Here is a 21,064-nt window from a genome sequence, read left to right on the forward strand (position 1 = left end):
GGTGGGCGGGTCGAGGTGCAGAGTGAACCCGGCCTGGGCACCCGGTTCGTGCTGACGATGCCGTTGATGCATTGAGTCGTTTTGGCAAAGGGTGCTGTGTTGCAGCTCCTTAAAATTCAAAGAGATTGGTAAATCAGGCATGTCCAGTTCAATGGAACTGAAAAAAATATTGGTGGTCGAGGATGATCCGGGTCTGCAGAAGCAGCTCAAATGGTCGTTCGATGACTATGAGGTGGTGGTTGCGGGCGATCGGGAAGAGGCGATCGCCGCGCTGCGCCGCCATGAGCCGGCAGTGATCACGCTGGACCTCGGTCTGCCACCCGATCCGGCCAATGCCAGCGAGGGGCTGGCGACACTGGCCGAGATTCTGCAGCTGCTGCCCAGTGCCAAGGTGATCGTGGTGACCGGCAACGATGAGCGTGACAACGCGGTCAAGGCGATCGGCATGGGCGCCTATGACTACTACCAGAAGCCGATCGATCCGCAGGTGCTGGGGCTGATCATTCAGCGGGCCTTTCATCTGCATGCGCTGGAGGAGGAGAACCGGCGGCTGCAACGCGGGGGTGACCGGTCATTGACACCACTGGCCGGGGTGATTGCCACCAGTCCGCAGATGGTCAAACTCTGCCGCACGGTCGAAAAACTGGCGCCGACCGATGTCACGGCCCTGTTGCTGGGCGAGAGCGGCACCGGCAAGGAGGTGCTGGCGCGCGCCCTGCATACCCTCAGCCGGCGCCAGCGCAAACCCTTCGTGGCGGTCAACTGCGCCGCGATTCCGGAGAACCTGCTGGAGAGTGAGCTGTTCGGCTATGAGCGAGGCGCCTTCACCGGTGCGAACAAGCAGACCAAGGGCAAGATCGAATATGCCCAGGGCGGTACCTTTTTTCTCGATGAACTCGGTGACTTGCCGCAGTCGTTGCAGGCCAAGCTGCTGCGTTTCTTGCAAGAGAGAACCATCGAGCGCATCGGCGGACGCGAGCTGATTCCGGTGGATGTCCGGGTGGTCTGCGCCACCAACAAGGATCTCAAGCGACAGGTCGAAGCAGGACAATTCCGTGAAGATCTCTACTACCGGGTCAGTGAAGTGACCATTGACATTCCTCCGTTGCGTGAGCGTGAAGGTGATGCGGTGGTGATTGCGCGCCTGCTGCTCGACCGTTTTGCCGAACAGAACAGCCGCGCCCTGAAGGGCTTCACCGAGGAGGCATTGAGCGCCATTGCCGGTCACGACTGGCCAGGCAACATCCGCGAACTGGAGAACCGCATCAAGCGGGCGGTGATCATGGCCGATGGCAAATGGATCACCGCCGATGATCTGGAGCTGGAGAGCCAAAACCGCGAGCAACCGAAGTTGCTCAACCTGCGCGAGGCGCGTGAGCGGGCCGAGACCGAAGCCATCCGCCAGGCCCTCAATGCCGTCGAGGGCAATGTCAGCAGGGCGGCCGACACCCTGGGTGTGGCGCGTCCCACCCTCTATCACATGATGGAAAAGTATGGAATCACCGGAACTTTTGCCGAGTGAGACGCCTTTCGATCGGACTGCCAGCACCCCTTGGCAACCCGGTGGATGGCCGCCAGGACCATGAAACGCCTGCTTCAGAAGTGGCTGAAGCGCCGACAGCCACCGTCCGCACCCAGTGACCAGAGCGGGCGCGGCTGGATTGGTGTCGACCTCGATGGCACGCTGGCCCACTATGATGAGTGGCTGGGTCCGCACCACATCGGTGATCCGATCGAGCCGATGGTGGCGCGAATCCGCGCCTGGCAGGCCAGCGGTGTCGAGGTACGCATCTTCACCGCCCGCGCCAGCGATTACCGCCACCGGCGTTTTGTCGAGCTGTGGCTGGAGCGGCACGAGCTCTGCGGCCTCAAGGTCACCAACCAGAAGGATTACGGCATGATCGAGCTGTGGGACGATCGCTGCGTGCAGATTCGCACCAACAGTGGCGAGCCGGTGTCATCTTTTTTTCATCAGCAGGAGCAAACCTCGTCATGAGTGATTCCCCGGTCAGCAGCAACGTCGTTTGGCACAAGTCGGCGGTGACCCGCGACCTGCGTCAGCAGCAGAACCAGCACCGCAGCATGGTGCTGTGGTTCACCGGTCTTTCCGGCTCCGGCAAGTCGACGCTGTCGCATGCGGTGGAGCAGCGGCTGTACGAGCGCGGCTGTCGCACCTATGTACTCGATGGCGACAATGTGCGCCACGGGCTTTGCGGCGACCTCGGTTTCAATGAGGCCGATCGGGTCGAGAACATCCGGCGGGTCGGGGAGGTCTCCAAGCTCTTCCTCGAGGCCGGTGTGATCGTGCTGACTGCATTCATCTCGCCGTTTCGCAGCGACCGCCAGCGGGTGCGCAGCATCCTGCCGCATGGTGATTTCATCGAGATCTACTGTGCCTGTCCGCTGGAGATCTGCGAACAGCGCGATGTGAAGGGACTCTACCGGCGTGCCCGGGCTGGGGAGATCAAGGATTTCACCGGCATTTCCTCGCCCTACGAAGCGCCGGAAAAACCAGGGCTGGTGGTCGACACCGGCCACGTTTCGCTCGATGCGTGCGCACAGCAGGTCGTCGACTACATCCAACCGCGTCTGACCGCTGTGGTCTGACCCTCTTTTTCATCTCAAGAGCAGTCATCGATGACATCATCCATGCCGAAGGCGCCGGTGCTGGTGCCAGTGATTCTGTCGGGCGGGGCGGGCACACGACTGTGGCCGTTGTCGCGCGAACTCCATCCCAAACAGTTGCTGCCGGTGGTCAACGAGACCACGCTGCTGCAGGACACCGCGCAGCGGCTGCGTGGACTGGCCGGCAGCCATCCGCCGATCGTCATCTGCAATGACGAACACCGCTTCATGGTGGCGGAGCAGTTGCGCATGAGCGGTGTCGGCATCTCGGCCATCCTGCTCGAACCCTGTGGCCGCAACACCGCCCCGGCCGTGGCGATGGCTGCCTTCGAAGCGCTGCAGCAGTGGCCCAACGAAAATCCGCTGCTGCTGGTGCTGCCGGCCGACCATGTGGTCAGGCAGCCCGACCGTTTCGTGCAGGCCGTCGCCGACGGCATTGCGTTTGCGGCCAGTGAGCTGCTGGTCACCTTCGGCATCGTGCCCCATGCACCGGAGACCGGTTACGGTTACATCAAGGCCGGTGCCGACCTTGGCAGCGGCACGGCCTGCCGCATCGAGCGTTTCGTCGAGAAACCCGACCGCGAAACGGCGCTCGGCTACCTGGCCGAAGGCAGCTACTACTGGAACAGCGGCATGTTCCTGTTCTCGGCACGCAGTTTTCTGGAGGAGCTGGAACGGGCGGCACCGCTGATCTTTCAGAGCTGTGCCGCCGCGCATCAGGCGGTCGAGCGCGATCTCGACTTCAGCCGCATCGACCGCGACATCTTTGCCGCCTGCCCCAGTGATTCGATCGACTATGCGGTGATGGAGAAGACCGAGCGCGGTGTGGTGATCCCGCTCGATGCCGGCTGGAGTGATGTCGGCTCCTGGTCGTCACTGTGGGAGATCAGTGAGGGCGATGCCGACGGCAATGTGATTCTGGGTGATGTGCTGACCAGCGACACCCGCAACTGCTATCTGCGCTCCGAAGACCGGCTGATCGCCACCATTGGCCTGGAGGATTGCATCGTGGTCGACACCGCCGATGCGGTGCTGGTGGCGCACCGTGATCGGGTGCAGGAGGTCAAGGGCATCGTCAGCCGCATCAAGGCCGACAACCGCTCCGAGGCGCTGTTGCACCGGCAGGTGGTCCGTCCATGGGGCAGCTACGAGGGCATCGAGCAGTCCGAGCGTTATCAGGTCAAGCGCATCACGGTCAATCCGGGCGCGACCCTGTCGTTGCAGATGCACTATCACCGTGCCGAGCACTGGATCGTGGTCAAGGGCACTGCCGAGGTGACGCGGGGCGACGAGGTGTTCCTGCTCACCGAAAACCAGTCCACCTTCATTCCGCTGGGAGAGCGCCATCGGCTCGCCAACCCGGGCAAGGTGCCGCTCGAAATCATCGAGGTGCAGTCCGGGCCCTACCTGGGCGAGGATGACATCGTCCGCTTCAAGGACGTCTATGGCCGCTGAGCGCTCAGCCGCTTGCAGTAACAGGAGAAGAGCATGCATGTCGTGATGGTGGGTGCCGGCTATGTGGGGCTGGTATCAGGTGCCTGTTTTGCCGAGTTTGGCGCCAATGTGGTCTGCGTCGATGTCGATGCCCGGCGCGTCGAGGCGTTGCAGCAGGGCCGGATTCCGATCTATGAGCCGGGTCTGGATGAGCTGGTGGTGCGCAATGTCCAGGCCGGACGGCTCGGCTTCTCGACCGATCTGTCGCAGCATGTTCCGCAGGCCGATCTGGTTTTCATCGCGGTCGGCACGCCAAGCCGGCGCGGCGACGGCCATGCCGACCTCAGTTATGTGCATGCCGCAGCGCGGGAGATTGCCGGCGCGCTGGCGGGTTACACCGTGGTGGTGGACAAATCGACGGTGCCGGTCGGCACGGCGCGTCAGGTGGAGCGGATCATCCGCGAGGTCAATCCGCAGGCCGATTTCGATGTCGCTTCCAACCCGGAGTTTCTGCGCGAAGGGGCGGCGATCAAGGATTTCATGCACCCGGACCGGGTGGTGCTGGGCGTGGCCACGTCACGCGCAGAGGCACTGCTGCGCGAGCTCTATCGACCGCTCAACCTGATCGAAACGCCGATCCTGGTGACCGATTGGGAGAGCGCCGAGTTGATCAAATATGCCGCCAATGCCTTTCTGGCCACCAAGATCAGCTTCATCAACGAGATGTCGATGCTGTGCGAGAGTGTCGGGGCCGACGTCCATGCGGTGGCGAAGGGGATGGGGCTCGATGGCCGCATCGGCCGCAAATTCCTGCATCCGGGGCCGGGCTACGGCGGCTCCTGTTTTCCCAAGGACACGCTGGCGCTGATTCGCATCGCCCAGGAGCATGACACCCCCTGCCGCATCGTCGAGAGCGTGATCGAGGTGAACGCGGCGCAGAAGGCGCGCATGGTGAAGAAGATTCGCGATGCGCTGGGCGGGGAGCTGTCGGGCCGGCAGATTGCCGTGCTGGGGCTCACCTTCAAGCCCGAAACCGACGACATGCGTGATGCGCCGGCACTGTCGATTCTGCCGGCACTGCTCGACAAGGGCGCAGTGGTGCGGGCGCATGATCCGCAGGGGATGGAGGAGGCGAAGAAATATCTGCCCGACACGGTGCGTTACTACGACGACATCTATGAGATGAGCGAAGGGGTCGATGCCGTGGTGCTGCTGACCGAGTGGAACGAGTATCGCGGGATCGATCTGGAGCGGCTGCTGCAGCGGATGCGCGGACGGGTCTTTCTCGACCTGCGCAATGTCTATGAACCAACAGCGATGCGGGCACTCGGATTCGACTACACCGGCGTCGGCCGTTAGAAACTCCCGCCAAGGCGCCGGTTGCAGTGCGCAACCGGCGCTTTTTCGTTGGGGTTACTCCAGAATCTCCTGCTGCTTCAACGTTTCGAGCAGCTCGCCGAGCGAACCTTCGCTCAACAGCAGATCGGCCAGTGGCGCGGCTTCTGTCAGCGGCGTGATCAGCAGGTGGCCGGCCGCCTTGCCCCACGCCTTGAGCGCGGCCAGATGGCCGGTGGCGCCGGGGAAGTTGCTCTGATCGATCAGCAGCGGATTGTGGCCCAGCTCGCACAGTCGCCGTTCAAGCTGTTCCGCCAGCTGCTGGGCGTTGGCGGCAGTCAGTGCAACCAGTGCGGTGCGTTGCCGGAAACGGTTCTCGCGCTCGCTGCGGCCGAGCCGGGGCAGCTCCGCGTCACTGTCGCTGTCGCGCCGGGCGCCGACGATCATGCCGGCACCGACGGTGATGTTGGTCAGCCGGTCGATGAAGATGAAGGCGCCGGTACCGCGGTTGTTGTCGTAGGCGTCGAACACCAGCGGCGCATTGACACTGAGGTCGCACAGCGCGATCTCGTTGAGCGACAGCGTGTCTCCGCCCGGCAGCTGTTCGAGGCTGTTGACGTCGATGCGGTGATGGATCTGCGGCACCTGGCCGATCACCGTCTTGGTGCTCTGCTTGATGTAGTACTCGCGGCCGACCTTCAGCCCATCTTCATGCATCCACACCAGATGGGCGCTCAGGCGCTGGCTGACCTGGGGCAGCTGCTCTGGCCTCACCAGCATGTCGCCGCGGCTGATGTCGATCTCATCCTCCAGCGTCAGGGTGACCGCCATCGGTGTCCAGGCCGTGCCGAGTTCGCCATCGTAGGTGACGATGCTGGCGACCCGGCTGCTCTTGCCGGAGGGCAGGGCGATGAGGCGGTCGCCGCGGTTGATCACGCCGCTGGCGATGGTGCCGGAAAAGCCGCGGAAGTCGAGGTTGGGGCGGTTGACATACTGCACCGGCAGGCGGAACTGGTCGAAGTTGCGGTCTTCGCTGATCTCGATCTGCTCCAGCAACTCGAGCAGCGGCTTGCCGTGATACCAGGGGGTCTCGGTGGAGCGGTGCACCACGTTGTCGCCGTTGAGGGCCGAGATCGGGAGGAAGTGGATGTCGGGCAGGTTGAGCCGCCCGGCAAAGTCGAGGTAGTCCTGCCTGATCTGCTCGAACCGGCCCGGGTCGAAGCCGACCAGGTCCATCTTGTTGATGGCCACCACCACATGGCGGATGCCCAGCAGCGAGACGATGAAGCTGTGACGGCGGGTCTGGGTCAGCACCCCCTGGCGGGCGTCGATCAGAATGATGGCCAGGTCACAGGTCGAGGCGCCGGTGGCCATGTTGCGGGTGTACTGCTCGTGCCCTGGGGTGTCGGCGATGATGAACTTGCGCCGCGCGGTCGAGAAGTAGCGGTAGGCGACATCGATGGTGATGCCCTGCTCCCGCTCGGCCTGCAGACCATCGACCAGCAGGGCCAGATCGATGTCGCCACCGGTGGTGCCCGATTTGACGCTGTCGCTCTTGATGGCGGCCAGTTGATCCTCGTAGATCATGTGCGAGTCATGCAGCAGACGGCCGATCAGCGTGCTCTTGCCGTCGTCGACACTGCCGCAGGTGAGCAGCCGCAGCAGTTCTTTCTGCTCATGCTGCTGCAGGTAGGCTTCGATGTCGGTGGCGATCAGGTCGGATTGATGAGACATGGTGCAACGGATTCCTTGAGTTCGGTACGGATGGCGGGCAGCCGGGTTCAGAAGTAGCCTTCACGCTTTTTCTCTTCCATCGAGCCGGCCTGGTCGAAATCGATCACGCGCCCCTGTCGCTCCGAGCTCTTGGTCAGCAGCATCTCCTGGATGATCTCGGTCAGGCTGGCGGCGGTCGATTCGATGGCGCCGGTCAGTGGATAGCAGCCGAGGGTGCGGAAGCGCACCTGCTTCATCTGCGGTGTTTCACCCTCGGCCAGCGGCATCCGGTCGTCATCCACCATGATGTCGACGCCGTCGCGGGTGACCACCGGGCGCTCCTTGGCGAAGTAGAGCGGCACGATCGGGATGCTCTCCAGATAGATGTATTGCCAGATGTCCAGTTCGGTCCAGTTGGAGAGCGGGAAGACGCGGATGCTCTCGCCCTTGTCGATGCGGCCGTTGTAGAGGTTCCACAGCTCGGGCCGCTGGTTTTTCGGGTCCCAGCGGTGGTTCTTGTCGCGGAAGGAGTAGACCCGCTCCTTGGCGCGCGACTTCTCTTCGTCGCGGCGGGCCCCGCCAAAGGCGGCATCGAAGCCATATTTGTCGAGCGCCTGCTTGAGCCCCTGGGTCTTCATCACATCGGTGTGCTTCTTGCTGCCGTGGACGAAGGGGCTGATGTTCATCTTCAGCCCTTCCGGGTTGATGTGGACCAGCAGCTCCAGCCCCAGCTCGCGCGCCCGCTGGTCGCGGAACTCGATCATCTCGTGAAATTTCCAGGTGGTGTCGACATGCAGCAGCGGGAAGGGCGGTTTGCCCGGATAAAACGCCTTCATCGCCAGATGCAGCATCACGGCGGAATCCTTGCCGATCGAATAGAGCATCACCGGCTTGCGGAACTCGGCCGCGACCTCGCGCAGGATATGGATGCTTTCGGCTTCGAGCAGTTTGAGATGGGTCAGTCTGTGGTCTGGGATCATGGTGACTTCCGTTGCGGGCGTGAAAGGATCATCAACTCTTCTCATTCAACATCAAATCTGCATAGTGAGTTCGGGCAAAGTCTGATCCTGAAAAATTACAACTCTTCGACCTGGAGGCGCAGCGCGGCGGCCTGATCGCGGCGGCTGCTGTCGGTCAGGATGGCGGTGCTGGCCAGTTCCGGCTTCAGGTAGCGTTCGGTGACCCGCTGCAGATCGGTCAAGGTGACGCGCAGAATCTGCTGCCTGACCTGCTGCAGGTGGTCGGCATCGCGGCCATGCAGCTGGTTGAAGAAGGCGCGCTTGGCCTCGCCGGCAGGTGAGCCGGGCTTGTCGATGCTGCCGATGGCGCCGAGGATCGCCTCGTCGACCTGCCGCAGCTCATGCTGGCTGCCGAGCACCCAGTCGATGGCGCGGTCGAAATCGGCCAGCGTCTCGCTCAGTCGCGGATCGCGGTAGGAGTAGAAGCGGAATGCGGCGATGCCGGAATCCTGGCCGGCACCACCGCCATAGGCGCCGCCCTGTTCGCGGATGGCGCGGTGCAGGTAGCCGTTGCGCAGGAAGCCGCCGAGCACGGTGAGGGCCGCGGCATCGGCATGGCTGGCCGGCACGGTCGGGTAGGCGCGGGCGCAGAAGTTGACCTGGGTGTTGGTGAGCCACAGGGCATGGGTCGGCTCGCGCAGCGGCGGCAGGGCAAAGGGGGTGAACTCGCCCTGAGCAGCGGGGGGTTGCATGTGCGCCAGCCGTGCCAGCAGCTCGGCGGTCTGCTCGGGTTCGGCGATCAGCAGCTCCTGTTTGGGTGCCGCGACCAGCCGTTGATGGATCTGCTGCAGCCGTTCGGCCAGCCCGGCCAGTCGTTGCGGATCGTCGAGCGTGCGGTCGAGTGCCTTGAGCGCACGGATGCCGGCCAGTCCGCTCTGCCGGTGGCCGAGACGGGCCAGTGGACTCATGCCGGCGGTGGCGGCGCTCATCGCCAGGCTGTGGCCACTGCCGGTGATGCTGCGCTCGCGGCTGGTGCGGATCTGCGCGATCAGCTCGCGCAGCCGCGGCAGCTCGTCGAAGCGCGCCTCGGCCAGCGTGCGGTAGAGCAGCTCGACGAAGGGGGCATGGTTGCGCAGCAGCGCCTTGCCGGAGAGCACCAGATAACCGCGCAGCTGCTGCTCATCCTCGGCCTTGCCGCGCAGGGAGATCTGCGCCGAGTAGCCGCCGCTGATCTGGCTTTGCAGTTGCTGGATGCTGAGGTAGTCATCCGCTCCGAGCCCCAGATCGGTCAGGAAGCTGGCATAGAGGAACAGCTCCAGAAGTTGCGATTCGTCGAACTGCGGCAGATCGATCACCAGTTGCTGATAGAGCAGCCCGTTGGTGCCCTGGCCATAGCTGGTGACCGTGCGGCCGGCGAGCTGATCGCGGCGCTGCGGTTCGGCCAGTTGCAGGGTGGCGGGCACATCGGCCAGCGTCACCCGGGGCAGGATCGACTCATCGTCGACGCGGTTCTGCCGTGCCTTCAATGCGGCGGCCTGCTCGACGATCTGCCGGCTCTGCTCGGCATCGAGTCCGGCCTTGATGCGGGCGAGCTGTGCGGCCACTGCCTGTTCGCGGCGCTGCGCCAGTTCGGGGTCGGGCGCCAAGGTCAGGTGGACACGGTGGAAGTTGTCGAGCAGCAGACGGCGCACCAGTTGCTTGATGTAGTCGGGATCCTCGACATGGCGGCGCAGCTTGGCCAGCGCCGGATCGAGGTCGATCAACTGGGCGGGGTCGCCGCCATGCACCGCGGCGCCCAGCCCGGCCAGCAGCAGTTGCAGGCCGAAGGGATAGCCATCGCCGCTGATCTCGCGCTGGGTCAGCTCCAGCTGATGCAGCACGGCCTCGATCTGCGGCTGCGGCACCCCCTCGTCGGCGATCTTTTCGAGCAGTGCCATGATGTCGGCGGCCAACTGTTCGGCATGTTCGGGGCGACTGCCTTCGAGGCCGCAGACGAACAGCAGTTCGCGGTTGCCATCTTCCAGTCCGCACAGCGGTGACGGGGCGCTGCCGAGCGCAGAGGTTTCGAGCAGTTGCAGCAGCGGCGACGCACTGTTGTCGAGCAGCACCGCGCTCAGAAAACGCGCTTCGAGCAGCTCGTCGAGGTCGGTGCAGTGGCCGAGCAGCCAGCCGATCACCAGATGGGTGCGATCGACTTCGTCCGCTTCGGCTTCGGTCGGGTAGTACTCCAGCACCTTCACCGGCGCATGAAAGCGCTGCTCGTCATGCAGCGGCAGCATGATCTCGCGGCGGTCGAAGCGGTGCAGCGCCTGCTGCTCGAAACGCTGTTGCAACTCGGCCACTGGCAGGTTGCCGAAGGTCATGAAGATGGCGTTGCTCGGGTGATAGTGGTCGCGGTAGAAGTCGAGCAGTTGCGCATGGCTCAGCTGCGGGATGCAGTCGGGCTCGCCCCCGCTGTTGAAGTGGTAGGTGGTGGTCGGGTAGAGATGCCTGGTCAGGGTCTGCCACAGCAGGCTGGTGGGCGAGCTCATCGCGCCCTTCATCTCGTTGTAGACCACGCCACGGTAGCAGAGCGGCGTCGAAGGGTCGTCCGGCTGTTCGAATTCGAGCCGGTGGCCCTCCTGGGCGAAGTCGAGCGGGTCGAGCCGGGAGAAGAAGGTGGCGTCGAGGTAGACATCGAGCAGGTTGAAGAAATCCTTGCGGTTCTGGCTGGCGAACGGGTAGGCGGTCCAGTCGCTGCTGGTGAAGGCATTCATGAAGGTGTTGAGCGAGCGGCGAATCATCATGAAGAACGGGTCGCGCACCGGATAGCGTTCGCTGCCGCACAGCGAGGTGTGTTCGAGAATGTGGGCCACGCCGGTCGAGTCCATCGGCACCGTCGGGAAGGCGACCAGAAAGACATTTTCGTCATGGTCGGCGCTGATGTGGAAGTGACGGGCGCCGGTGCGGCCGTGGCGGTACTCATTGAGCAGCAGCTTGAGTGCCGGAATCGGATGCTGCCGCACGAGTTCGAAGCTGGGATGGGGCAGGGTGCCGGACGCCGTCGTTGAAGGGTTGGGCATGGTCTGGATCTTGTCCTGAGTGAAAGGGTGCAATGCTGCCATCAAGTGTAATCAACCGCCATGCCACTGTCAGGCGGTGGTGTCAGTCGCATTGGCGCGGATCGCTGCCTGGTGGTTGAGCCGCACGTCTGGCCCGGGCGCGCATCACCGCCGCCAGGATGTCCGCCTGTGTGGGTGAGCTGTGCGCAGTGGCGGCGACTGCTGGATTGCGTGTCTGCTGACGGCGCTCGGCCTGTTCGGCCGCGAGGCGCGCCAACCGTGCCGTGCGCGCCTGATGGCGGCGGCGGAACTGGTCGGCCTGTGCGCGCCGTTGTGGCCATGAGCGCTGCGTTTCATCCTCGATTCGAACCAGATCGATGCAGTCGACCGGGCAGGGTTCGATGCAGAGCTCACAGCCGCTGCACTCGCTGGCGATGACGCTGTGCATCCATTGCGCGGCGCCGACGATCGCATCGACCGGACAGGCCTGAATGCACTTGGTGCAGCCGATGCACTCCTCCTCGCGAATCAGCGCCACCTGGGGCGGCTGCTCAGTGCCGTGGCGTTCATCCAGCGGCAGTTTGGGGCGCTCGAGCAGGGTGGCCAGCAGGTCGATGGTGAGCTGTCCGCCCGGCGGGCAGCGATTGAAGGGCTCGCCACTGGCAATGGCCTCGGCATAGGGGCGACAGCCGGGATGGCCGCAGCGGCCACACTGGGTCTGCGGCAGCAGCGCATCGATGGCTTCGACCAGTGCCGGCACCGCATCGACTCCCGGTTGCGACATCGGCCCTTGCCTAGCGCACCCGCATGCCGGGCAGGGCGCCGCTGTCGGGACTCAGCAGCCAGATCTGCTCGCCACCGGGACCGGCGGCCAGCACCATCCCCTCGGAGAGGCCGAACCGCATCTTGCGCGGCGCCAGGTTGGCCACCATCACCGTCAGGCGGCCGATCAGGCGCTCGGCGGTGTAGGCGCTCTTGATGCCGGCAAAGACCGTGCGCTGCTCGCCGCCGAGGTCGAGGGTGAGGCGCAGCAGCTTGTCGGCCCCTTCGACCGGTTCGGCCGCGACGATGCGGGCGATGCGCAGGTCGACCTTGGCAAAGCTGTCGTAATCGATGGTGGCGGCGATCGCCTCGCCGCCCGGGGGTTCTGGTGCGCTGATCACGGGTGCAGTCTCGGTCGCGTTCTGCTGACTGGCGGCCAGCAGTGCCGTGATGGTGTCGGGCTCGATGCGGGTGAACAGCGGGGTGAACGGGGCAATGAGATGGTCGAGCAGCGGCGCGTTGCGTCGGGACCAGTTCGGCAGCGGCGTGGCCAGAAAGCCTTCGACCCGCTCGGCCAGGCGCGGCAGGATCGGTTGCAGATAGAGCACCAGCAGCCGGAACAGGTTGAGCCCGAAGCTGGCGATCTGCTGCACCTGTGGCTGCCGGGCCGGATCCTTGGCCAGCAGCCAGGGCTTCTGCTGATCGATGTACTGGTTGGCGCGGTCGGCCAGCGCCATCACCTCGCGCACCACCCGGGCGAACTCGCGGGCCTCGTAGTGTTCGGCGATCTGCTCGCCGGCGGCGACGAATTCATCCCACAGTGCCGGCTCGGGCAGTTGCGCAGCCAGTCGCCCGGCGTGCTGTTTGTGGATGAAACCGGCCGAGCGGCTGGCGATGTTCACCAGCTTGCCGACCAGGTCGGCATTGATGCGCTGCACGAAGTCGTCGAAGTTGAGGTCGAGGTCATCGATGCGCGCCGAGAGCTTGGCGGCGAAGTAGTAGCGCAGATATTCCGGCTCCAGATGGTCGAGAAAGGTGCGCGCCTTGATGAAGGTGCCGCGCGATTTCGACATCTTCTGCCCGTTGATGGTGACGAAACCGTGCACATGCACCGCCGTTGGCGTGCGGAACCGGGCGGCATGCAGCATCGCCGGCCAGAACAGCGAATGGAAGGTGATGATGTCCTTGCCGATGAAGTGGTAGAGCTCGCTGCTGCTGCCCGGGCGCCAGTAGTGGTCGAAATCGAGCCCGGGCGTGCGGTCGCAGAGGTTCTTGAAGCTCGCCATGTAGCCGATCGGCGCATCGAGCCAGACGTAGAAGTACTTGTCGTCGCTGCCGGGAATGCGAAAGCCGAAGTAGGGTGCATCGCGGCTGATGTCCCAGGACTCCAGCCCGCCCTCCAGCCACTCATCGAGCTTGTTGGCCACCTCCTCGGAGAGGGCGCCGCTGCGGGTCCACTGCTTCAGCAACTCGGTGAAGTCGGCCAGCCGGAAGAACTGATGCTCGCTGCTGCGCATCACCGGTGTGGCGCCGGAGATCGCACTGCGCGGCTCGATCAGCTGATCGGGGCTGTAGGTGGCGCCACAAGCCTCGCAGTTGTCGCCATACTGATCGGCCGCGCCACAGCGTGGGCAGCTGCCCTTGATGAAGCGGTCGGCCAGAAACAGCCCCTTGTCCGGGTCGTAGAACTGGCTGATGGTGCGGGTTTCGATGTGGCCTGCCTGCCGGCAGCGCTGGTAGATCAGCTCGGCGAAGTGGCGGTTCTCTTCGGAGTGGGTGGAGTGGTAGTTGTCGAAACTGATGCCGAAGTCGGCAAAATCGCGCTGATGCTCGGCGCTCACCTGTTCGATCAATGCCTCGGGCGTGATGCCCAGCTCCTCGGCCTTGAGCATGATGGCGGTGCCGTGGGCATCGTCGGCGCAGACGTAGAAACAGCGCTGTTGCTGCAACCGCTGAAAGCGCACCCAGATGTCGGTCTGGATGTACTCCAGCATGTGGCCGAGATGGATCGGTCCATTGGCATAGGGCAGCGCGCTGGTGACAAGAATCTGGCGAGATGAGGCGGTCATGAAACGGCACCGGTGGAGATCGCTGGGGGGTTCTGAAGCCTGGCGGTTGCTGAAGCCAGGTCTATACTTTTCGACAGGCGGAACCGGCCTGCAGCGGCGCTGGTGCTCCGAACTGGTGCGAACCAGCCGGCAGGATGTCACGCCTGAATTCCGTCCTTCGCAAAAGGTCGGCCATTATACCTTCAACCCTTCTGCCCGTCGGGGTCGTTCACTGCCGTGACTGCGCGCACCTCTGCCATGACAGGGTTCATCGTTCCCGAACCTTCGTATGACCGTCGCCAGGGAGATCGAGGCGGATGCTGAAGAAAATCACCACCGAGCAGGTTTGTCTCGGCATGTACATCCATGGGCTCGAAGGCAGTTGGCTGAGCCATCCGTTCTGGAAGAGCAAGTTCGTGCTCGATGACCCGACCGATCTGCGGGCACTGAAAAAAAGTGGCGTCTCGGCGGTGTGGATCGACTGCGACAAGGGCCGGGATGTGGCAGGACTGACGGACGCATCGGATGTGGCCGCAGAGCCGGCAGCAGAGCCGACCCCGGAACCGGCAGCGACCGAGACGGTGGCCGTTGCCGGCAAACAACCGGTCGCCCCGGCGATCCAGCTCAACGGAACGACCAGCGCCCAGGAGGAGCTGGGCCGGGCATCCGGGATCATCCACCACTCCAAGGAGGCGGTCGCCAGGCTGTTCACCGAAGCCCGGCTGGGCAAGGTGATCGAAGTGGAGCAGTGCCTGCCACTGGTCGAGGAGATCAGTGGCTCGGTGGCGAGAAACTCCACCGCCCTGATCAGCCTGGCGCGGCTGAAGAGCAAGGATGAGTACACCTACATGCACTCGGTGTCGGTCTGCGCGCTGATGATCGCGCTGGCCAGGCAAATGCAGCTGGATGAGCAGCAGACCCAGCAGGCGGGTGTGGCCGGTCTGCTGCACGACATCGGCAAGATGGCGATGCCGGAGAAGATACTGAACAAGCCGGGCGCATTGACTGCGGATGAATTCAGCGTCATCCGGCTGCATCCGGAGCGTGGCCACGCGATTCTGACCCGGAGTGGATTCACCGCGCCGAGCGCGCTCGATGTCTGCCTGCATCACCACGAAAAGATCGATGGCAGTGGCTATCCGTATGGGTTGAAGGGAGAGCAGATCAGCCAGTTGGCGCGGATGGGGGCGGTCTGCGATGTCTATGATGCCATCACCTCGAACCGGCCTTACAAGAACGGTTGGGATGCGGCGGATTCTCTGGCGCGCATGGCGAAGTGGGAGGGCCATTTCGACACTGCCATCTTCCATGCCTTCGTCAAGATGGTGGGCATCTATCCGCTCGGCAGCCTGGTCAGGCTGCACTCCGGCCGCCTTGGCGTGATCGTCGAGCAGAATCCGCAGAGCCTGACCCGCCCGCTGCTGAAGGTGTTCTTCTCGACCCGCACCAACATGCCGATACCGGTCCAATTGCTCGACCTGTCGAAGAGCGGGCAGACGGACACCATCGTCAACCGCGAAGATCCGCAGAAGTGGCAATTCAGCAACCTGAATGCACTGTGGCAGGGGTGAACGGCGTTCGGCATTGACGAGGCCGTGACCATCGAGCCGGAAGCGGTGCGACGATTTGTCGCATTCCCGTCACGGCCCGACTCAAGGATGATGGCCGTTTTGGCATTGGAGTGCGTGGATCTCGCTGCGTTGACGCATGTCGGGCATGACTCTGCCGAGGGTTGGCGGCACCTTGAACAGCCTTTTTCTCAGGATCGGTACCTGCGCACTCCAGCCATCCAATCGCTGGCGTGGTGAGCACCCTTCGCCACTGAGTCAACCTGCGCTGCATGGATTGGCATGGCTGATTGCAGTGGCACTCCATGGCGGCGTCGTCCTGCTGTTGTGGGAGCGCCCGGCGCCGCCAGCGTTGTCGATCCAGCCGGTGGCGATCCGGATGATCGAGCGCCCGACTCCGCCGCCGGCGCCACCGGTTGCACCCAGTCCGCCATCGGCGGCGATGCCGGAACCGACACCCGCACCGGCAAAGATCGCCAGTACAAAACCACCCAGACCCGACAGAAAGCCGCGCGAGCTGGCTCCGGTGGCGCTGCGGGACGAGCCCGCTCCGGCACCCGTCACACCGGTTGCCGAGCCTGCCGTGGCAGCGGTTGACCCGGCCCCGCCTTCGGTTGCGACGCCCCCGCCGGCAGCAGCCCCGCTTTCTGCCGATGCAGAACCGCCGGAACTGTCGGTGCACTGTCCGCGCCGTCCTCCGCCTCAATACCCGATGGCGGCACGGCGTCTGGGCGAAGAGGGGGTGGTCGAATTGCTGGTGGCACTCTCGGCCGATGGCAGTGTGCGACAGGTGAGTGTGAGCCGACCCTCGGGCTTCGGCCGGCTCGATCAGGCGGCTGTTGCGGCCGTGCGGCTGTGGCAGTGTGACCCGATCCGGGTCGCCGGCGCGCCAGCGGCGGCGACGGCGCGGCAACGCATCCACTTTTCATTGCGTTGAACCCTGCCGAGGTGATGATGATCGATTTTGGATTCGCGCACTTCGTTCAGCAGCTCGACCCGCTGGGCTGGAGCCTGCTGACCATTCTGGCGCTGCTGTCGCTGGCGAGCTGGACCTTCTTTCTGCTCTGGCTGCTGCGCAGCCTGCTGGAGGTTCGAAGCAGTCAGCGCTACATGCGCACGATCCTCGAAACTGCGGGGCTGGCACAGTCGCCACCAGAGCCCTTCGGCAGACCGTTCGAAGCCAGCCTGCTTGCGGTGGTTCGCGATGGCCGCCGACTCGCCGATGCCGGCGAGCAGTTCGATGAGGCCGGCGGACTGGCCGCCCACCTGACCCGTGGATTGCGCCAGCAGCTTGACCGTGCTGCGGTGCGTGGCGAGCGTGGCCTGGCACTGCTGTCGACCACCGCATCGACGGCCCCTTACCTTGGTCTGCTCGGCACCGTGTGGGGCATCTATCATGCGCTGCTGCGCATTGCCGCCACCGGCGAGGCGGGGCTGGCCGCGGTGGCCGGACCGATTGGCGAGGCGCTGGTGATGACCGCACTGGGTCTCGCCGTGGCGATTCCGGCGGTCTTTGCCCACAACACCCTGCAGCGCCGTCACCGTCTGTTGCAGGCGCAGCGGGAAGATTTCGCCACCACCCTGCTGCAACGCGCCACGCTGCCCGGCTCGCCTTCTGGCGCGATCAAAAGAGAGCGCGCAGCCATTCATCCGCTGCGGAGCTGAGCCATGGCGCTGGGAGACGGAGTTGCCTCCACGGCGCGCAGCAGCGCCGAGATCAACATCGTGCCGTTGGTGGATGTGATTCTGGTGCTGCTGGTGATCTTCATCGTCACGGCACCGCTGATCACCCAGGCGGTGAAGGTGAAGCTGCCGGAGGCGAAGAGCCAGCCGGTGCAGACGCCCAGCAAGCCGGTGGTGGTGGCCATTGCCGCCGATGGACAACTGCACTGGGACGGTCAGCCGCTGAGCCTGGCCGAGCTGGAGGAGCGCGCCCGTGCGCTGGCGGCACGGCCCGCTGCCGAGCTGCATGTCGAGGCCGACCGCGCGGTGCGCTACGATGCCGTGGCCCAGGTGCTGGCCGCCGCCACCCGCGCCGGCGTGCTGCACATCGGTTTCGTCACCGATCCGGGCCAGGCTCGACCGCAGGCCGCGCCGGTGCCCTGAGCGCGAGGGCCGGATTTACCGCAAGGCGCGCTGCGGAACGCGCAGCACCCGAACCCCGTGACCGGGGGCGGCATCGGTCCAGGCGACCAGCAGTTCGCCATCGACTGCCAGCAGTTGCGGCACACCGGAGTCGCGGTTGGCAGGCACCTGTATCAGCGTCAGGCTGCGCTCGATGCCGCGGTCGGAGAGCAGTGTGAGCCGCAGGTCGGCCAGCGCGCTGCTGGACGCGGCGATGTGCAGTGCCGCCACCCGCTCGCTGTCCAGCCAGGCGATGGCGGCGCGTCCCACCGGCGTGGCGACGTCGACATCGTGGATGCTTTCCAGGGCGTTCCCGCCATCGCGAATGAAGGCGACCCGCACCCGTGCCACCCCATCCGCCGCCGTGTACCAGGCCGCTGCCAGCCGTTCATCCTGTGCTGCCAGACTCACGCCGTTGGTCGGGCAGCCGGCGATGCGCCAACCTTCGCCGGCGAGCGCGATCGGTGCCGACCAGCCAGCGACAGTGCGGTAGCGCAGTTGAAAATCGCGGATCTCGTCGCTGGTGCGGCCACGATAGGCCACCCACAGCTGGTTCCGTGTGCGCGCCAGCGCCGGCCAGCAGCAGGAGCAGACGTCGCTGTCGATGATGGACTCGGCGGCGGCAGCACCGTCGCGCTCGATCTCCGTGGTGCGCAGCGCGAAGCTGTGGCGGGCATCGTTGGCGCGGCCGTCCAGCCAGACCATGGCGGCCCGGTCATCCAGCGCGGCGATGGCGGCAAAGCCGTGCTCGGCCGGTCCGACATCGGCGTGTGGCGCCGGCCGGGTCGTCCAGCGCCGGCCATCGTCGCTGGAACCGGCCATGGCGATGCCGTAGTGATAGGGGCTGTCGGCCCGCGGATGGCGCACCAGCCAGTGGGCCAGCCAGAAATCGGCGGCGATCGGCACCACGGAGGGGAAGTCGCCCCAGTTGACGAACCAGTCCCGACCACGTGCCACCTCCACCGGCGCTTCGAAACGCCTGTCCCGATAGCGCGCCGCACGCAGCAGATGGCCACCTTCTGGCGCCGGCTCGACCCAGGAGAGCACCGCGCCGCCGGCGGGATGGGCGGCGAGCCGCGGCAGGCGCGCACCCGCACCCGCCGGTGCTGAGATGGGTTGAACGCTGGCGGCGACCGAGGCGGCCGGGTAGCGCAGCCACCACAGGAGGGTGGCCACGGCGAGCAGCAGCGCCGCGGTGGTGGCGACGGCGCCGCCACGTCGGCTCAGAAGCTGCCGTGCCACGACAGCTCGACCGCGCGCGGCTCGCCCAGCAGGAATTGCGAACCGTTGTTGCCGTAGGAGCGATTGGCGTAGAGGGCGTCGGTGAGGTTGCGCAGCCGCAGCGTCAGCTCGCCACCTGCCAGTGCGTGGCTCACCGATGCGCCCAGCGTGGTGTAGCTCTGCATGGTGATCGAGTTGGCGTTGTTGGCCGCGCGTGGGCCGACATACTGGGCATTGGCGGCGAATCGCCAGTCGCGGTCCGGGTAGAAGCTGAGCCAGAGGTCGCCGACCTTCTCGGCCACGTCGGGTGGCAGGTTGCCGGCGCGTGACACGCCGACACCCGCAACACGCTCGTTGAACTCATCGAAGCGGGCATCGAGCAGTGACAGGCTGGCATCGATCGCCCATTGCGGATGTGGGCGCAGCGCCACGGCGAGTTCGATACCGTCGGAGGACTGTTCACCGATCTGCACCGTCAAAGTGGAGTTGAGTGGATCGCGGGTCAGGATGTTGCTGCGCGTGATGTCGAACCAGGCCAGCGTCACTTCCCCCAGCTTTCTCGGCAAATCGGCTTTTGCACCAACCTCCCACTGCCGCCCTTCGGTCAGATCGAAGTTGCGTTGCGCTTCGCTCAGCGTGACGATCTGCGCGGGGGCTTCCAACGCCTTCGACCACTGGCCGTAGAGGGTGACGCCCGGGCGCAGGTCATGCACCAGACCGGCGCGGTAAGAGTCACCGCTCCACTGCTGGTCGAACCCGGTCGCGGTACGCAGGTTGTCGGAAGTGAGGTCGATCCAGTCGCGCCGTGCCGCCAGCGACAGTTTTGAGGCTTTGGTCAGGCTCAGACAGTCCTCGACGAAGAGCGCCTGCTGCACCAGCCGGGTCTTGCGAAATGGCAAAAATGGCGAGTTGGTGGTGAACTGCCCGGCAACCGGATCGAACAGGTCGACACTGTTGGCAGCACTGGAAAAGGGTGAGTTGCTGTCGCGCTGGTGCAGGTTGCGCGACAGGTCGTAGCCCAGTACCAGCCGGTTGGGCAGACCGAACAGTGGCCCGGTCAATTTCAGTTGCAGCAGGTTGCCGAGCAGCTCCTGGTCATGGGCGATGTGCAGGAAGTCGCTGCGGCGTACCAGTGGCAACACGGGGTCCAGTTCATAGACCTCGGCGTTGTGCCAATAGCGGTTCTCCGTGTTGAAGTAGGTTTCATTGCTGAGCGCGGTCGAGTCATCAAAGCGCTGTTCGAGCTTCAGGCGCAGCCAGTGCATCTCCTTGGCGACCCGGTCATCATCGATGTTGTAATTGTGCTGTTCGCTGCCATCGATGATGCGGCCGGCGCGGTGCGGGGTGCCGAAGTACCACTCGCCCTGATCCTTGATCGACTCGGCCGCCAGCGTGGCGGTGAAACTGTCGGTGGCCGCCAGGCGCAGCTCGCCGCTGGCATGGTAATAGTCGTAACCGGTGCGATCGACGAAGCCCGACGAGCCATGCGGGCCGCCTGAATGGCTGAGGTCCATCCGGTAGGCCAACTGTTCGGTGGCGCTGCCGCCCACCCCGATGCCCACGGTTTTCTGGCTCCAACTGTCGAAACTGGTGAACAGCTCCTGCTCTTCCACCCCATCGGCCGCCTTGGTGACGAAATTGACCGCCCCGCCGATGCTGCCAAAGCCATTCAGCACCGAGGCCGGACCGCGGATCACCTCGATCCGTTCATGGTTGAAGGTGCCGCGCGGCGACATTGCGATCCCCGGATAGCGCAGGCCGTTGTAGAGGAACGGCAGGCTGAGCGTGCCAGAAAAGCCGCGGGTGGAGTAGCAGGTCAGACCGAAGCACTGTCCGGCCGTCACCCCCACCGCGCTGTCGAGCGCCTGCTGGGTGGTGGTGAGACCGCGGCTGCGCAGGGTGTCGCGGTCGATGATCTGCACGCTGGCTGGCGTCTCGCGCACGGTCAGGTCGAGCCGGCTGCCTGCGCTCGTCGGCGCATCGAGCGCAATCTGCGCGCCTTCGCGGCTGCGCTCATCGGTGACGGTGATCGCTTCGAATTCGGCGGCAGCAGGTGTCGCCGCAGTGGCCGGTGTGGCGGTCAATAATCCCGCCAGCATCGCGAGCGGCATGGTGGAGAGGCGGGGCAATGCGGTCGTGGTGCGTGGATTCTTCATCGGTCACTCTTCTTCTGTCGCAGGAATGGAGCAGCGGGTCAACACGCGACAAGGCAGCGTGCGCAGGCGCCGGGTTGC

The 21,064-nt window shown here is 64.9% G+C and carries 17 protein-coding genes; 9 read left to right on the forward strand and 8 right to left on the reverse strand.

Annotated elements, in window-relative coordinates; translation table 11 throughout:
- Positions 1–151 precede the first annotated feature (151 nt).
- The 5 genes from prsR to H7A13_11800 all read left to right on the forward strand — a co-directional run bounded on the left by prsR (position 152) and on the right by H7A13_11800 (position 5,418).
- A complete protein-coding gene (gene prsR / locus H7A13_11780; GenBank protein MCP5334015.1) occupies positions 152–1,522 on the forward strand; it encodes a PEP-CTERM-box response regulator transcription factor in 1,371 nt (456 codons plus the stop codon).
- A gap of 84 nt (positions 1,523–1,606) precedes the next feature.
- On the forward strand, positions 1,607–1,996 hold the full coding sequence (locus H7A13_11785; GenBank protein ID MCP5334016.1) for a hypothetical protein: 390 nt from the start codon (positions 1,607–1,609) through the stop codon (positions 1,994–1,996).
- Complete coding sequence (cysC, locus tag H7A13_11790; GenBank protein ID MCP5334017.1) at positions 1,993–2,607, forward strand: adenylyl-sulfate kinase; 615 nt, start codon at positions 1,993–1,995, stop codon at positions 2,605–2,607. The genes H7A13_11785 and cysC overlap by 4 nt, the downstream gene beginning before the upstream one ends.
- A 42-nt stretch (positions 2,608–2,649) precedes the next feature.
- Positions 2,650–4,080, forward strand: a complete 1,431-nt coding sequence (locus tag H7A13_11795; protein MCP5334018.1) for a mannose-1-phosphate guanylyltransferase/mannose-6-phosphate isomerase — start codon at positions 2,650–2,652, stop codon at positions 4,078–4,080.
- 33 nt (positions 4,081–4,113) lie between these two features.
- Entirely contained in the window at positions 4,114–5,418 is a 1,305-nt protein-coding gene (locus H7A13_11800; GenBank protein ID MCP5334019.1) for a UDP-glucose/GDP-mannose dehydrogenase family protein, read from the forward strand.
- 54 nt (positions 5,419–5,472) lie between these two features.
- Here H7A13_11800 and cysN read toward each other — a convergent pair whose 3' ends face one another.
- The 5 genes from cysN to metG all read right to left on the reverse strand — a co-directional run bounded on the left by cysN (position 5,473) and on the right by metG (position 13,938).
- On the reverse strand, positions 5,473–7,128 hold the full coding sequence (cysN, locus tag H7A13_11805; GenBank protein ID MCP5334020.1) for a sulfate adenylyltransferase subunit CysN: 1,656 nt from the start codon (positions 7,126–7,128) through the stop codon (positions 5,473–5,475).
- A gap of 47 nt (positions 7,129–7,175) precedes the next feature.
- The gene (cysD, locus tag H7A13_11810; GenBank protein MCP5334021.1) at positions 7,176–8,084 is read right to left on the reverse strand and encodes a sulfate adenylyltransferase subunit CysD; all 909 of its coding nucleotides are present in this window, start codon (positions 8,082–8,084) and stop codon (positions 7,176–7,178) included.
- A gap of 98 nt (positions 8,085–8,182) precedes the next feature.
- Complete coding sequence (locus tag H7A13_11815; GenBank protein MCP5334022.1) at positions 8,183–11,128, reverse strand: insulinase family protein; 2,946 nt, start codon at positions 11,126–11,128, stop codon at positions 8,183–8,185.
- A gap of 82 nt (positions 11,129–11,210) precedes the next feature.
- Positions 11,211–11,891 carry an electron transport complex subunit RsxB gene (gene rsxB / locus H7A13_11820; GenBank protein MCP5334023.1) on the reverse strand — a complete coding sequence of 227 codons (681 nt, stop codon included), beginning with the start codon at positions 11,889–11,891 and terminating at the stop codon, positions 11,211–11,213.
- A gap of 10 nt (positions 11,892–11,901) precedes the next feature.
- Positions 11,902–13,938 carry a methionine--tRNA ligase gene (gene metG / locus H7A13_11825; GenBank protein MCP5334024.1) on the reverse strand — a complete coding sequence of 679 codons (2,037 nt, stop codon included), beginning with the start codon at positions 13,936–13,938 and terminating at the stop codon, positions 11,902–11,904.
- 296 nt (positions 13,939–14,234) lie between these two features.
- Between metG and H7A13_11830 the strand changes: the two genes are divergently transcribed.
- Positions 14,235–15,488 carry an HD-GYP domain-containing protein gene (locus H7A13_11830; protein MCP5334025.1) on the forward strand — a complete coding sequence of 418 codons (1,254 nt, stop codon included), beginning with the start codon at positions 14,235–14,237 and terminating at the stop codon, positions 15,486–15,488.
- Positions 15,489–15,743: 255 nt separating this feature from the next.
- Here the strand turns inward: H7A13_11830 and H7A13_11835 are convergent, their stop codons facing one another.
- On the reverse strand, positions 15,744–16,049 hold the full coding sequence (locus H7A13_11835) for a hypothetical protein (protein ID MCP5334026.1): 306 nt from the start codon (positions 16,047–16,049) through the stop codon (positions 15,744–15,746).
- 112 nt (positions 16,050–16,161) lie between these two features.
- Between H7A13_11835 and H7A13_11840 the strand changes: the two genes are divergently transcribed.
- The 3 genes from H7A13_11840 to H7A13_11850 are packed head-to-tail and all read left to right on the forward strand — an operon-like array spanning position 16,162 to position 17,591.
- A complete protein-coding gene (locus H7A13_11840) occupies positions 16,162–16,422 on the forward strand; it encodes an energy transducer TonB (GenBank protein MCP5334027.1) in 261 nt (86 codons plus the stop codon).
- Positions 16,423–16,439: 17 nt separating this feature from the next.
- Entirely contained in the window at positions 16,440–17,150 is a 711-nt protein-coding gene (locus H7A13_11845) for a MotA/TolQ/ExbB proton channel family protein (GenBank protein MCP5334028.1), read from the forward strand.
- 3 nt (positions 17,151–17,153) lie between these two features.
- A complete protein-coding gene (locus tag H7A13_11850; GenBank protein MCP5334029.1) occupies positions 17,154–17,591 on the forward strand; it encodes a biopolymer transporter ExbD in 438 nt (145 codons plus the stop codon).
- Positions 17,592–17,606: 15 nt separating this feature from the next.
- Here the strand turns inward: H7A13_11850 and H7A13_11855 are convergent, their stop codons facing one another.
- On the reverse strand, positions 17,607–18,851 hold the full coding sequence (locus tag H7A13_11855; protein ID MCP5334030.1) for a hypothetical protein: 1,245 nt from the start codon (positions 18,849–18,851) through the stop codon (positions 17,607–17,609).
- The gene (locus H7A13_11860; GenBank protein ID MCP5334031.1) at positions 18,833–20,986 is read right to left on the reverse strand and encodes a TonB-dependent receptor; all 2,154 of its coding nucleotides are present in this window, start codon (positions 20,984–20,986) and stop codon (positions 18,833–18,835) included. The genes H7A13_11855 and H7A13_11860 overlap by 19 nt, the downstream gene beginning before the upstream one ends.
- Between the last annotated feature and the right edge of the window lie 78 nt (positions 20,987–21,064).

This window comes from Pseudomonadales bacterium (assembly GCA_024234215.1).
Taxonomy (GTDB): Bacteria; Pseudomonadota; Gammaproteobacteria; order Pseudomonadales; family UBA5862; genus JACKOQ01.